General features: G+C 57.5%; 14 protein-coding genes. 10 read left to right on the top strand and 4 right to left on the bottom strand.

All coding sequences use genetic code 11. The features are described 5' to 3' along the window. Positions 1-12 precede the first annotated feature (12 nt). The 8 genes from sfsA to panD all read left to right on the top strand — a co-directional run bounded on the left by sfsA (position 13) and on the right by panD (position 6,577). Positions 13-717: a DNA/RNA nuclease SfsA gene (gene sfsA, locus HP564_RS17525; RefSeq protein ID WP_371245110.1), complete on the top strand. Its 705-nt coding sequence runs from the start codon at positions 13-15 to the stop codon at positions 715-717. A 290-nt stretch (positions 718-1,007) separates the two neighbouring features. Continuing rightward, entirely contained in the window at positions 1,008-1,463 is a 456-nt protein-coding gene (gene dksA / locus HP564_RS17520; RefSeq protein WP_371245109.1) for an RNA polymerase-binding protein DksA, read from the top strand. A 70-nt stretch (positions 1,464-1,533) separates the two neighbouring features. After that, entirely contained in the window at positions 1,534-2,463 is a 930-nt protein-coding gene (gene gluQRS, locus HP564_RS17515; protein ID WP_371245158.1) for a tRNA glutamyl-Q(34) synthetase GluQRS, read from the top strand. Positions 2,464-2,502: 39 nt separating this feature from the next. Next, a complete protein-coding gene (gene pcnB / locus HP564_RS17510) occupies positions 2,503-3,924 on the top strand; it encodes a polynucleotide adenylyltransferase PcnB (protein WP_371245157.1) in 1,422 nt (473 codons plus the stop codon). Then, a complete protein-coding gene (gene folK, locus HP564_RS17505; protein ID WP_371245108.1) occupies positions 3,921-4,406 on the top strand; it encodes a 2-amino-4-hydroxy-6-hydroxymethyldihydropteridine diphosphokinase in 486 nt (161 codons plus the stop codon). Before pcnB ends, folK begins: the two co-directional genes overlap by 4 nt. 88 nt (positions 4,407-4,494) lie before the next feature. Next, the gene (gene panB, locus HP564_RS17500; protein WP_371245107.1) at positions 4,495-5,289 is read left to right on the top strand and encodes a 3-methyl-2-oxobutanoate hydroxymethyltransferase; all 795 of its coding nucleotides are present in this window, start codon (positions 4,495-4,497) and stop codon (positions 5,287-5,289) included. Positions 5,290-5,304: 15 nt separating this feature from the next. Then, the gene (gene panC, locus HP564_RS17495; protein WP_371245106.1) at positions 5,305-6,159 is read left to right on the top strand and encodes a pantoate--beta-alanine ligase; all 855 of its coding nucleotides are present in this window, start codon (positions 5,305-5,307) and stop codon (positions 6,157-6,159) included. Between the two features lie 37 nt (positions 6,160-6,196). Next, the gene (gene panD, locus HP564_RS17490) at positions 6,197-6,577 is read left to right on the top strand and encodes an aspartate 1-decarboxylase (protein WP_371245105.1); all 381 of its coding nucleotides are present in this window, start codon (positions 6,197-6,199) and stop codon (positions 6,575-6,577) included. Positions 6,578-6,666: 89 nt separating this feature from the next. On the opposite strand, the gene HP564_RS17485 is transcribed toward panD, so the two are convergent. The 3 genes from HP564_RS17485 to hpt all read right to left on the bottom strand — a co-directional run bounded on the left by HP564_RS17485 (position 6,667) and on the right by hpt (position 9,117). After that, positions 6,667-7,437 (bottom strand): ABC transporter permease, encoded by a 771-nt coding sequence (locus tag HP564_RS17485; RefSeq protein ID WP_371245104.1) that lies wholly within the window; start codon positions 7,435-7,437, stop codon positions 6,667-6,669. Beyond that, positions 7,434-8,357, bottom strand: coding sequence for an ABC transporter ATP-binding protein (locus HP564_RS17480; protein WP_371245103.1), 924 nt, complete (start codon positions 8,355-8,357; stop codon positions 7,434-7,436). The genes HP564_RS17485 and HP564_RS17480 overlap by 4 nt, the downstream gene beginning before the upstream one ends. Positions 8,358-8,580: 223 nt before the next feature. After that, positions 8,581-9,117 carry a hypoxanthine phosphoribosyltransferase gene (gene hpt / locus HP564_RS17475; RefSeq protein WP_371245102.1) on the bottom strand — a complete coding sequence of 179 codons (537 nt, stop codon included), beginning with the start codon at positions 9,115-9,117 and terminating at the stop codon, positions 8,581-8,583. A 259-nt stretch (positions 9,118-9,376) separates the two neighbouring features. Here hpt and HP564_RS17470 point away from each other — a divergent pair, with 259 nt between their 5' ends. Next, complete coding sequence (locus tag HP564_RS17470; RefSeq protein ID WP_371245101.1) at positions 9,377-10,660, top strand: cystathionine gamma-synthase family protein; 1,284 nt, start codon at positions 9,377-9,379, stop codon at positions 10,658-10,660. Here HP564_RS17470 and cueO read toward each other — a convergent pair whose 3' ends face one another. Then, entirely contained in the window at positions 10,661-12,274 is a 1,614-nt protein-coding gene (cueO, locus tag HP564_RS17465) for a multicopper oxidase CueO (RefSeq protein WP_371245100.1), read from the bottom strand. A gap of 180 nt (positions 12,275-12,454) precedes the next feature. Here cueO and HP564_RS17460 point away from each other — a divergent pair, with 180 nt between their 5' ends. Continuing rightward, positions 12,455-12,802 carry a YacC family pilotin-like protein gene (locus tag HP564_RS17460; RefSeq protein ID WP_123797958.1) on the top strand — a complete coding sequence of 116 codons (348 nt, stop codon included), beginning with the start codon at positions 12,455-12,457 and terminating at the stop codon, positions 12,800-12,802. The last annotated feature ends 104 nt before the right edge of the window (positions 12,803-12,906 follow it).

Raw genomic sequence — 12,906 nt, 5'->3', positions numbered from 1 at the left:
CTCTGGAGCCCTATGCTGTTTTCACCGCCGTTAAAACCGGCTCGCCTGATTACCCGTTATAAGCGCTTTCTTGCCGACGTGGTGACGCCGGAAGGCGAGATCCTGACGATTCACTGTGCCAACACGGGCGCCATGACCGGCTGCGCGACGCCGGGCGACAGCGTGTGGTACTCCACCTCCGATAGCCTGACGCGCAAATATCCGCACAGCTGGGAACTGACGGAAACGCAGCAAGGAGACTGGATTTGCGTTAACACGCTGCGCGCTAATCAGCTGGTCAGGGAGGCGCTCGCGGCAGAAAATCTCGTGGAGTTAGCCGGTTATGAACGGTGCCAGGCGGAAGTCAAATATGGTGCGGAAAAGAGCCGAATTGATTTCCTGCTTCAGGCAAGGGAGAGACGCAACTGCTATATTGAAGTCAAGTCCGTAACCCTTTTGGAACAAGGAAAAGGCTATTTTCCGGATGCGGTGACGATTCGGGGCCAGAAGCATCTGCGCGAGCTAAGCGCCGTCGCAGCTGCCGGTCATCGGGCCGTCTTATTGTTTGCGGTTCTGCACTCGGGGATTGAGGACGTTTCCCCCGCGCGTCACATTGACACACGTTATGCAGACCAACTGGCCCAGGCGCAGCAGGATGGCGTAGAGATTTTGGCGTACCGTGCAGACTTATCACCAACTGGCCTGTTTCTGAAAAAACGGGTTTCCGTAACCTTGTAATTTCTTTTGCAAATTGTTGGGGTAAGAATGGGCAGAGAGCGAGAGGCCAAATACGCTGTTCCTCACAGGCTTGTCAAGGTGTGTTCATCAATAATTGCCAACCTTGACTGCTTCTGTTATTTATAGCGGCCTGTTTTTCCCCGTAGGGGGATCGATGTACCCGATTGTGGGCACCACGGCGAATCTTGCCGGGCAAAATGGGGCGTAATGACTACACTCAACCGCCTGACACTGTTATCGCCGTCGCTGAACCATAAAAGGTATAGTGCGTGTTATCCAGGAGAAACAACATGCAAGAAGGGCAAAACCGTAAAACATCGTCCCTGAGTATTCTCGCCATCGCTGGGGTGGAGCCATACCAGGAGAAGTCGGGCGAAGAGTATATGAACGAAGCCCAGCTGCAACATTTTCGCAAGATTCTGGAAGCCTGGCGCAATCAGCTGCGTGATGAAGTTGACCGCACCGTTTCGCATATGCAGGACGAAGCGGCTAACTTCCCGGATCCCGTTGACCGTGCTGCGCAGGAAGAGGAATTCAGCCTTGAGCTGCGTAACCGCGATCGCGAGCGTAAGCTGATCAAGAAGATTGAGAAGACGCTGAAGAAAGTCGAAGATGACGACTTTGGCTACTGTGAGTCGTGTGGCGTAGAGATTGGCATCCGTCGTCTTGAAGCGCGTCCGACCGCCGATCTTTGCATTGACTGCAAAACGCTGGCTGAAATCCGCGAGAAACAGATGGCTGGCTAATGCCACGTCGCTTATCACCGCACCGTGGAAAGCATCGTGTTGTTCCACTGTGCGGTGACTTTTAATGCCTATGTCTACACATCCCTGTATTGGGCGCTTCGCCCCCTCCCCTTCTGGTGATCTTCATTTTGGCTCGCTGATTGCTGCCCTGGGCAGTTACCTGAGCGCGCGCGCGCAAAACGGCCGCTGGCTGGTGCGCATTGAGGATATCGATCCGCCGCGTGAAGTCGCCGGTGCCGCCACGCGCATTTTGCATCAGCTGGAGCACTACGGCCTGCACTGGGATGGCGAAGTGCTGTGGCAGTCGCAGCGCCATGCCGCCTATCGTGAGGCGCTGGCGTGGCTCAGGGAGCATCGTCAGAGCTATTTCTGTACCTGCACGCGTCGTCGTATTCAGCAGATCGGCGGCTTCTATGATGGCCACTGCCGCGACCGCCAGCGAGGGCCCGAAAACGCGGCGCTGCGTTTACGTCAGCACACGCCAGTATTTCGCTTTGACGACCGACTGCGCGGCACGCTCAGCGTGGATGCACGTCTGGCGCAGGAAGATTTTATTATCCATCGCCGCGATGGGTTATTCGCCTATAACCTGGCGGTCGTGGTCGATGACCACTTCCAGGGCGTGACAGAGATCGTGCGCGGCGCAGATTTGGTGGAGCCAACGGTACGGCAGATTGCGCTTTATCAACAGTTTGGCTGGCCGGTGCCGGACTATCTGCATTTGCCGCTGGCGGTCAACCCTGACGGCAACAAGCTGTCAAAGCAGAATCATGCGCCCTCTCTGCCTGCGGGCGATGCGCGGCCGCTGCTGGTTCAGGCGCTTCGCTTTCTTGGCCAGCCCGTTTCAGCAGGCTGGCAGGACGAAACGCAGGAGAAACTGCTGGAAAGTGCCATCTCGCAGTGGAATATCGCTTTGATACCCCGCGAGAACGCCCTGAAACCGGCAGAGCCGACAACACCATTCCTAAATGATTCGCAACAGGCTATGATTAGCCGCTGATTTTATTTACACCACTTTACGTCGCTGTCGAGGTGTCCCATTTTTACCCGAGTTGCTAATTTTTGCCGGAAAGTCCTCATGCGTGATGAGGAGTCGCCTACCGAGGTTGAAGTTGAACGTCATCAGATGACCGTTATCCCTCGTGAGAGCCATAACATCTCGCGCAAAGACATTAGCGAAAATGCCCTCAAAGTGCTCTATCGCCTGAATAAAGCAGGTTATGAAGCCTATCTGGTGGGCGGTGGCGTGCGCGACCTGCTGCTGGGTAAAAAACCCAAGGATTTCGACGTTACCACCAACGCCACCCCGGAGCAGATGCGCAAACTTTTCCGCAACTGCCGTCTGGTCGGCCGTCGCTTTCGTCTGGCGCACGTTATGTTTGGCCCCGAAGTGATCGAAGTCGCCACCTTCCGCGGCCATCATCAGGCAGAGGACGATGTTGTTGAAGATCGCAATCTGTCCCAGCGTGCGCAGAGCGGTATGCTGTTGCGTGACAACATCTTCGGCAGTATTGAAGACGATGCGCAGCGCCGCGACCTCACGATTAATAGCCTTTACTACAATGTCGCTGACTTTACGGTGCGCGACTACGTGGGTGGATTACAGGATCTGCAGCAGGGCATCATTCGTCTGATTGGCGACCCTGAGACACGCTACCGTGAAGACCCCGTGCGTATGCTGCGCGTGGTGCGCTTTGCTGCCAAGCTGGAGATGTCGATAGCGCCAGAGACCGCTGAACCTATTCCGCGTCTTGCCACGCTGCTGCGCGATATTCCACCGGCGCGTCTGTTTGAAGAGTCACTGAAGCTGCTCCAGGCGGGCTACGGCTACAGCACTTACGTTAAGCTGCGCGAATTCCAGCTGTTCCAGCCGCTGTTCCCGACCATCACGCGTAACTTTACCGACGATGGCGACAGCTTTATGGAGCGCATGGTGGCGCAGGTGCTAAAGAACACCGATAACCGTATTCATAACGATATGCGCGTGAACCCGGCATTCCTGTTTGCGGCCATGTTCTGGTATCCGCAGCTGGAAGCCGCCCAGCGTATTGCCCAGGAGAGCGGCCTGACCTATTTCGACGCTTTCGCCATGGCGATGAACGATACGCTGGATGAAGCCTGCCGTGCGCTGGCCATTCCAAAACGCATCACCACGCTGATTCGCGATATCTGGCAGCTGCAGCTGCGCATGTCGCGCCGTCACGGTAAACGCGCCTGGAAGCTAATGGAGCATCCCAAGTTCCGCGCCGCCTACGATCTGCTGGCGCTGCGCGCTGAAGTGGAGAACAACCCGGAGCTGGTGCGCCTGAGCCACTGGTGGGGTGAGTTCCAGGCGGCAGCACCGACGCAGCAGAAAACCATGCTGAACACGTTAGGCGACGACCCGGCACCGCGCCGCAAAACCCGTCGTCCTCGCCGCCGCCCAGCCGCACCGCGTCGCGACAGCCAGAACGCATCATGACCCGCGTCTCGCTCGCGCTTGGCAGTAATCTTGCCGATCCGCTGCATCAGGTTGATGCAGCGCTACAGGCGCTGGACGCGCTGCCCGACACCACGCGCGTCGCCACCTCCTCCTTTTACCGTACGCCACCCTACGGCCCGCCCAATCAGCCCGATTATCTTAATGCGGCGGTGATACTGGAAACGGCCCTTACGCCGGAAGCGCTGCTGGACCACACCCAGCGCATTGAGCAGGAGCATGGCCGCGTGCGCAAAGCAGAACGCTGGGGCGCTCGCACGCTGGATATTGATATTATGCTGTTTGGCCAGCTGCGCCTGAATACGCCACGTCTGATTGTGCCGCACTACGATATGCACAACCGCGCCTTTATGCTGGTGCCGCTGCTGGAAATTGCGCCCGATGCGACGCTGCCCGAGGGCCGTCCGCTGCGTGAGCTGCTGACCCTGCTTGACGCCAGTCCCATCCAGCCCTGGCACCGCTGACGCTGCACAGATTCGCACGCCGAATATTCCGCTCTTACCTGCTATCCAGTACACTGCGCCCATCTGAAATACCTGAGTTGAGAGCGCCATGAAACCTACCACGATTTCTCATCTGCGTCAGTGCAAAGCCAGCGGACAGAAGTTCGCGACGCTGACCGCCTATGATTTCAGTTTTGCCCGCCTGTTTGCCGATGAAGGCATCCAGGTGATGCTGATTGGCGATTCGCTCGGCATGACCGTTCAGGGCCATGAGTCCACGCTGCCGGTAACGGTGGCTGACATCGCCTATCACACCGCAGCCGTACGCCGTGGCGCGCCGCAGGCGCTATTGATGGCCGACCTGCCGTTTATGAGCTATGCCACGCCTCAGCAGACGTTCGACAGCGCTGCGCAGCTTATGCGTGCCGGTGCCAATATGGTGAAGCTGGAGGGCGGTGAATGGCTGGCGGAAACGGTGCGTATGCTTACTGAGCGCGCGGTGCCGGTATGTGGCCATCTTGGCCTGACGCCGCAGTCGGTAAATATTTTTGGCGGCTATAAAGTGCAGGGCCGCGACGAAGCGGCGGCCGAGCGACTGCTGGCTGACGCGCTGGCGCTGGAAGCCGCCGGCGCACAGCTGATGGTGCTGGAGTGCGTACCGGTTTCGCTGGCGCAGCGCATTACCCAGGCGCTGACCATTCCGGTCATCGGTATTGGCGCAGGCAATGTGACCGACGGGCAGATTCTGGTGATGCATGACGCCTTCGGCATTACCGGTGGCCACATCCCGAAGTTTGCCAAAAACTTTCTCACCGAGACGGGCGACATGCGCGCGGCTATCCGTCACTATATCGCCGAAGTCGAAGCAGGAACCTACCCTGCGGCTGAACACAGTTTCCAGTAATTCAGGAGCCTTACCGTGCTGATCATTGAAACGCTGCCGATGTTGCGCCGTGAAATTCGTCGCTGGCGGCAGCAAGGAAAACGCATTGCTCTGGTACCTACCATGGGCAATCTGCATGACGGTCATTTGACGCTGGTAGATGAAGCGCGCGAGCGCGGCGATATCGTCGTTGTTTCGGTGTTCGTTAATCCCATGCAGTTCGATCGCGCGGATGACCTGGCGCGCTATCCGCGGACATTGCAGGAGGATTGCGAGAAGCTGAACCGCCGTAATGTCGACGTGGTGTTTGCGCCCACGCCTGACGAAGTCTATCCACAGGGGCTGGCAAACCAGACCTTCGTTGAGGTGCCCGGCCTGTCGTCGCTGCTGGAGGGGGCGAGCCGTCCCGGCCATTTTCGCGGCGTGGCGACCATCGTCAGCAAGCTGTTTAACCTGGTACAGCCTGATATCGCCTGCTTTGGCGAGAAAGATTTTCAGCAGCTGGCCATTATCCGCAAGATGGTCGCGGATATGGGCTTTGATATTGACATTGTCGGCGTGCCAACGGTCCGCGCTAAAGATGGCCTGGCACTCAGCTCACGCAATGGCTATCTCAGCGCTGACGAACGTCAGCTTGCGCCCGTTCTGGCACAGGTGATGCACAGCATGGCGGCACGCCTTGCCAACGGCGAACGCCATATCGAAGAGATTATCGAAACCGCCGAAGCGGCGCTGAGTGAAAAAGGATTGCGACCGGACGGGCTGGCAATCTGCGACGCTGAAACGCTGGAGCCGCTGACGGTTGAAAGCCAGCGCGCGGTGATTTTAATGGCCGCATGGCTGGGCAATGCACGTCTGATCGATAATCAACAGGTCGACCTCACGCAGTAAGCGCAGGTCATTGTCAGTAAGAACCAAAAGGTCTTTTATGATTCGTACCGTTTTACAAGGCAAGCTGCACCGCGTGAAGGTGACTCAGGCAGATTTGAACTACGAAGGCTCCTGCGCCATCGATCAGGATTTTCTCGACGCGTCGGGCATCCTGCAGTATGAAGCCATTGATATCTACAATGTGACTAACGGCCAGCGCTTCTCAACCTACGCCATTGCCGCTGAGCGCGGGTCAAAGATTATCTCAGTGAATGGTGCGGCGGCTCGCTGCGCCTGTGAGGGCGATATCCTGATTATCTGCTCTTACGTGCAGGTCGACGATGCAGAAGCGCGTCAGTGGCAGCCAAAAGTCGCCTATTTTGAGGGTGAGAATGAGATGAAGCGCCTGGCGAAGGCGCTGCCGGTGCAGGTTGCCTAGAAGCGGGTGCGCCGCGCAAAACCTCCGCTCCGCTCCCGCTCTCTGAGTCGCGAGACCATAAAAAAGCAGCCCGCAGGCTGCTTTTTTTATCAGGTGCGCAGGCCGCGTCCGCGCTGGATGAGCGTATAGACCAGGATATAAAACACCAGAATAAAGGCGATCAGTACCGACAGGGTAAACACCAGTGGCACATCGTTAATGCCCAGGAAGCCGAAGCGGAAGCCACTGATCATATAGACGATCGGATTAAGCTTCGAAACCGCCTGCCAGAACGGCGGCAGCAGCGTCAGCGAATAGAATACTCCGCCCAGATAGGTCAGCGGCGTCAGCACAAAGGTCGGGATCAGGCTGATATCATCAAAGGTGCGCGCAAACACCGCGTTCAGCAAACCCGCCAGCGAAAACAGAATTGCCGTCAGCAGCAGCGTGACCGCCACCATGGTCCAGGAGTGAACATGGAACGGCACAAAGAACAGCGATATCGCCGTGACCAGCACGCCAACGCACAGGCCACGCGCCACACCGCCGCCAACGTAGCCGGCAATAATGATATGTGTCGGCACCGGTGCGACCAGCAGCTCTTCAATGTTGCGCTGGAATTTAGCGCTAAAGAAGGATGAGGCGACGTTGGCGTAGGCATTCGTGATCACCGCCATCATAATCAGGCCCGGCACGATAAACTGCATATAGCTAAAACCGTGCATATCGCCGATGCGTGAGCCGATCAGATTGCCGAAAATAATAAAGTAGAGCGTCATCGTGATCACCGGCGGTACCAGCGTCTGAACCCAGATGCGAGCGAAACGGTTGATCTCTTTGGCCCAGATACTTTTCAGCGCCACCCAGTACAAATGTGTCATGCTTTCACTCCTTTGCCCTGCACCAGGCTGACAAACAGCTCTTCCAGGCGGTTCGCTTTATTACGCATACTCAGTACCTGCACGCCCTGCGCGCTGAGCTGGCCGAACACGCTGTTCAGCCCCTGCTCGCGCATCACCTCCACTTCCAGCGTCGAGGCGTCCACCAGACGATACTGGAATCCTTCCAGCGTCGGTAGCGGACTGCCTGACGCGAGATCGAGAATAAAGGTTTCCGACTGTAGCTTAGCCAGCAGCCCTTTCATTGAGGTGTTCTCCACCAGCTCGCCGCTCTGAATGATGCCGATATTGCGGCACAGCATTTCCGCCTCTTCCAGATAGTGCGTCGTTAAAATAATGGTAGTGCCTTTTTCATTCAGCTCTTTGAGGAAGGTCCACATTGAGCGGCGCAGTTCGATATCGACCCCCGCTGTCGGTTCGTCGAGGATCAGCAGCTTTGGCTCGTGCATCAGCGCCCGGGCGATCATCAGACGCCGCTTCATCCCGCCGGAAAGCATGCGCGCGCGCTCGTTGCGCTTGCCCCACAGGTCGAGCTGGGTCAGATACTTTTCTGCCCGCTGCTGCGCCTCGCGGCGCTCCACGCCGTAATAGCCCGCCTGGTTGACGACAATTTGCAGCACGGTCTCAAAGGGGTTGAAGTTAAACTCCTGCGGCACCAGCCCAAGCTGGCGTTTGGCGTTGACCACCTCTTTTTCCAGGTCATAACCGAACACGCGGACGCTGCCGCTCGATTTATTTACCAGCGAACTGATAATTCCGATGGTGGTCGATTTACCCGCGCCGTTTGGTCCCAGCAGCGCATAAAAATCACCGGCTTCAACGGTAAGGTCTATTCCTTTAAGCGCCTGTACGCCGCCGGAATAGGTCTTGGTCAGCCGGGAAAGTTCCAGTGCATAAGTCATTCCAGTTCCCTGTCCTGTTTTAATGTCGGTGTGTCGTAACAGACATAGCGAGCCGCTGGCTGACGCAATGTCGCCGCAACGTTGTTACTTATGATGAGCCACCCTGAGCGTAAAATCCTCCAGGATGAGCATTTTTTTGCGGAGGTACAGGCTGAACTCCTGTATCGGAGCACAGCCTACACCAGGCCGATGTACTCGGCCTTGGAAGATTGTGCGGTCAGACTCAGGCCTCGAGCGGCACCACTTTGCCGATATAGGGCAGATGGCGATAGCGCTGGGCGTAGTCGATGCCGAAACCGACCACGAACTCGTCGGGAATGGTGAAGCCAACATACTCTACCGTCACGTCGACTTCGCGGCGCTCGGGTTTATCCAGCAGCGTGCAGATGGCCAGGGATTTCGGCTCGCGCAGACGCAGGATCTCGCGCACTTTACTCAGCGTGTTGCCGGAGTCGATGATGTCCTCCACGATCAGCACGTCTTTGCCGCGGATATCTTCATCGAGATCCTTGAGGATTTTTACGTCGCGCGAACTCGCCATGCCGCTGCCGTAGCTGGAGGCGGTCATAAAATCGACTTCGTGCGGCACCTCAACGGCACGGCAGAGATCGGCCATAAACATGAAGGAGCCGCGCAGCAGCCCAACCAGCACCATCTCGCTGCCGCTGTCGCGATAGCGCTCGGAAATCTCTTTACCCAGTTCAGCAATACGCGCCGCGATCGCCTCTTGGGAAATCATCACTTCAACAGTATGTTTCAAAAGCTGCACTTCTCGTTGAATTTAAAAGATTTGTTCATCCTCAGCAGCGGATGAACAGGGAGAACCTGCTCAGACCTGAGCAGATAGCGATGCGCAGGAGAGTATCACAGCTTGCCACAGGCGGCGAGACACAGCGCACTTTCTCTGCAACCAGATGCTATTAACTTAGAACATACCGGCCTTTAACAGAACAATCCTCTGCATGCTAGCCTATGCTCAACATATCGTTACCTTACCACTGCGATGAGCAGGAGATCCCATGTCCCACCATTCCAGCAAAAAAACGCATATTGGCGATCGCAAGCTGCACCCTGAAACCCAGATGCTTAACTACGGTTACGATCCGCGCCTGTCGGAAGGCGCGGTCAAACCGCCGGTGTTTCTGACCTCGACCTTTGTCTTTAACAGCGCCGAAGAGGGCCGTGACTTCTTTGATTACGTGGCGGGACGACGTGAACCGCCGGAAGGCAAAAGCGGCGGCCTGGTCTATTCACGCTTTAACCATCCCAACAGTGAAATTGTGGAAGATCGTCTGGCCATCTATGAAGAGGCCGAGAGCTGCGCGCTCTTCTCTTCAGGCATGTCTGCTATCTCAACCACGCTGCTTACCTTTGCCCGGCCTGGCGATGTTATTCTGCATTCGCAGCCGCTGTATGGCGGCACAGAGACGCTGCTGAGTAAAACGCTGCGCAATCTTAATATTGAGCCGGTCGGCTTCAGCGACGGCACCAACGAAGAGAAAGTCCGCGCCGCCGCGCAGAAGGCGCTGGGGATGGGCCGCGTGGCGCTGATCCTGATCGAGACGCCAGCCAACCCGACCAATAGCCTGGTGGACATCGCGCTGATCGCGCGCATCGCCGACGAGATCGCCCGGCAGCAGGGATCGCGTCCGGTGGTGGCCTGCGACAATACGCTGCTGGGTCCACTGTTTCAGCGCCCGCTTCATTTTGGCGCGGATATTTCGCTCTATTCGCTGACCAAATACGTTGGCGGTCACTCCGATTTGATCGCCGGTGCGGCGATGGGCAGCAAGGCGCTGATTACCCAGATCCGTTCACTGCGCAGCGCCATTGGGACGCAGCTTGATCCCCACTCTTGCTGGATGATTGGCCGTTCGCTGGAGACGCTGTCGCTGCGTATGGAGAAAGCCTGGCAGAACGCCGAAGCGGTGGCGGCGTTTTTACGCAATCATGAGAAGGTAGCAAAACTGCACTGGCTGCCCTATCTCGATCAGAACAGCCCGCAAGGTCGTGCCTATAACCAGCAGTGCAGCGGTGCCGGCTCGACCTTCTCATTTGATATTGTAGGTGGAGAGTCAGCCGCGTTCCGTTTTCTCAACGCGCTGGCACTGTTTAAGCTGGCGGTCAGCCTGGGTGGCACCGAATCCCTTGCCAGCCACCCCGGCAGTACCACCCACTCCGGCGTGCCGGAAACGGTGCGTCAGCGCATCGGCATCAGTGACGCCACCATCCGCCTCTCTATCGGTATCGAAAATGCAGGCGATCTGGTTGAGGACATTCGGCTGGCACTGGAAAAAGCCTGATTAGCCCACCGTGAAGCCCAGCATCATGCCGGTATCTTCATGCTCCAGCAGATGGCAGTGCGCCATATAGGCGTGTTCGGCGGCGGCGCGGTGATCGAAGCGTACCAGCACTTCGCTGCGCCAGCCGTCAACATTTACCATGTCCTTCCAGCCCTGACGGTGCGGCACAGGCGGTTTGCCGTTCTCGGAGAGAATGCGAAACTGCGTGCCGTGAATGTGGAATGGATGCAGCATCTTGTCGCCTTCGCCGGAAATCGTCCATTTCTCCAGTTGCCCGGGCGCAACGTTAAATATCGGCTTCGCCATATTAAAGGCCTGACCGTTGATCTTGTTGCCGTTATGGAAATCGACGCCTTTGGCTGTGGCGTCATGCGCGTCGTGCATCGACATAGCGTGATCGTCCATGGCCATCGCCTCGTCACCGCCTGATGGCATAGCGTGATGCCCGCCTGACGGCATGGCATGATGTCCGGCCGCCTTGCCCATCGCCTTATCGCCGTAGCGCTGCATCAGCGCCGCCATGCCTTGCTGATCGAGCTGGGGATCCATCATCAGCTGGAGCCAGCGCGTGTTAAGCCCTTCTGCTGAGGGTAGCGGCGGTAGCGGTATCAGCTGGTCTGGCAGCGTCGCGCTTGCCATGACGCGCAGCGGCAGGATCTGCACCAGCGGCAGCGGCTGATCGAACGGGGGCAGCGTCATGCCCATCTGCTCGACCGGCAGGGTAACCATATCGAAGGGTTTACCGTCAGAGGTATCAACCATCACTTCAAAGCGTTCACCTGGCAGCAAGGGCAGCGATGCCACGCTGACCGGCTCTGACAGCATGCCACCGTCACTGCCAATGACATAGAGCGGTCGGTTATCGCTGGCCGCAATATGTAGCGAGCGGGCATTACAGCCGTTCAGCAGGCGCAGACGCAACCAGCCGCGCGGCACGGCCTGCTGCGGGTACTGCACGCCGTTGGTCAGCATCATGTCACCAAACCAGCCAACCGCCGCGCTCATGATGTCCAGCTCATAGTCGATGCGGTCCCCCGCCTGCGTCAGCCGTTTATCCTGGAAAATCAGTGGTACATCGTCTGAGCCCCACTGCGTGGGCAGGCGCAGCTTATCGGTTTCATCATCCTGAAGCAGGATCAGGCCCGCCAGTCCCTGAGCCACCTGATGCCCGGTTTTACCGTGCAGATGCGGATGAAACCAGCAGGTGGCGGCGGGCTGATCGGGCGTGAAGGTGACCTGCCGTGTGGCACCAGGAGCGATATGCGCCATCGGCCCACCGTCAACATCCCCTGGGATCGCCAGCCCGTGCCAGTGCAGCGTTGTCGCCTCCGGCAGTCGGTTATGGATAGTGACCGTTGCCGTTTTACCACGACGCAGCACCATGGCCGGGCCGAGCAATCCACCGTTGTACCCCCAGGTAGGCACGTCCTTACCCTGCCAGCGGCTGCTGCCCGTCATCGCGGTAATCTGGAACTGGCCACGCGGATCGGCCTCGAGCCGTTGAGGAACCGGTAGCAGCGGGCGGCTGGCCGCCATCAGGGAGCGGCTCCAGAGCGGCAGCGCCCCGGCTGCGCTCAGCGCGGCGGTCAGTTTAAGAAAGTGGCGACGATGCATAGCTTATTCATCCGTGTGATAAGTGAAACCACAGCCTAAACCCTTACCCTGCGGGAGGGTCAAGCCCTGTTAGCGGAAACACCTGAAAAAAGCAGCCGCTGCGGCCTTTGCGGCAAAATAATCGGAATCCTGCCAGCCTCTGTGCTATCGTCACTGAACGACTAATGATTGAGACTGACTATGAAGAAAAGCATCAGGATCCTGTTACTGGCAGGACTCTTTGGCTTCTCCTCCACCAGCTTTGCCCTGAGCGAATCCGAAGCAGAAGATTTGGCCGATCTCACCGCCGTGTTTGTTTACCTGAAAAATGATTGCGGCTATCAGGATCTGCCTGATGCGCAAATCCGCAAAGCGCTGGTGTTTTTTGCCCAGCAGAACCGCTGGGATTTGAGCAACTACGCCAGCTACAACATGAAGGCGCTGGGTGAAGCGAGCTATAAAGATCTCAGCGGCATTGCCATTACCAACGACAAAAAGTGTAAATCGCTGGCGCGTGATTCTCTGAGCCTGCTCGCCTACGTCAAATAATCCCCACCCCGCTCCCCTGCTGAACATTGGACCGTGCATGCACGGTCAGTTCTGGTTATCATGTGCCGCTCTTTTTCATGGCAACGTCATCAGAGAGGAGTGCA

It is taken from the genome of Pantoea sp. KPR_PJ (genome assembly GCF_041386365.1).
Classification (GTDB): domain Bacteria; phylum Pseudomonadota; class Gammaproteobacteria; order Enterobacterales; family Enterobacteriaceae; genus Pantoea.
Note: the sequence above shows the minus strand (reverse complement) of the source record. Positions and strands in the feature narration are given on the sequence as shown.

Bases quoted from the DNA above. Each gene is read 5' to 3' on its own strand.
- sfsA (WP_371245110.1), top strand. From the start codon at position 13: ATGCTGTTTTCACCGCCGTTAAAACCGGCTCGCCTGATTACCCGTTAT.
- dksA (WP_371245109.1), top strand. From the start codon at position 1,008: ATGCAAGAAGGGCAAAACCGTAAAACATCGTCCCTGAGTATTCTCGCC.
- gluQRS (WP_371245158.1), top strand. From the start codon at position 1,534: ATGTCTACACATCCCTGTATTGGGCGCTTCGCCCCCTCCCCTTCTGGT.
- folK (WP_371245108.1), top strand. From the start codon at position 3,921: ATGACCCGCGTCTCGCTCGCGCTTGGCAGTAATCTTGCCGATCCGCTG.
- panB (WP_371245107.1), top strand. From the start codon at position 4,495: ATGAAACCTACCACGATTTCTCATCTGCGTCAGTGCAAAGCCAGCGGA.
- panD (WP_371245105.1), top strand. From the start codon at position 6,197: ATGATTCGTACCGTTTTACAAGGCAAGCTGCACCGCGTGAAGGTGACT.
- HP564_RS17485 (WP_371245104.1), bottom strand. From the start codon at position 7,437: ATGACACATTTGTACTGGGTGGCGCTGAAAAGTATCTGGGCCAAAGAG.
- HP564_RS17480 (WP_371245103.1), bottom strand. From the start codon at position 8,357: ATGACTTATGCACTGGAACTTTCCCGGCTGACCAAGACCTATTCCGGC.
- HP564_RS17470 (WP_371245101.1), top strand. From the start codon at position 9,377: ATGTCCCACCATTCCAGCAAAAAAACGCATATTGGCGATCGCAAGCTG.
- cueO (WP_371245100.1), bottom strand. From the start codon at position 12,274: ATGCATCGTCGCCACTTTCTTAAACTGACCGCCGCGCTGAGCGCAGCC.
- HP564_RS17460 (WP_123797958.1), top strand. From the start codon at position 12,455: ATGAAGAAAAGCATCAGGATCCTGTTACTGGCAGGACTCTTTGGCTTC.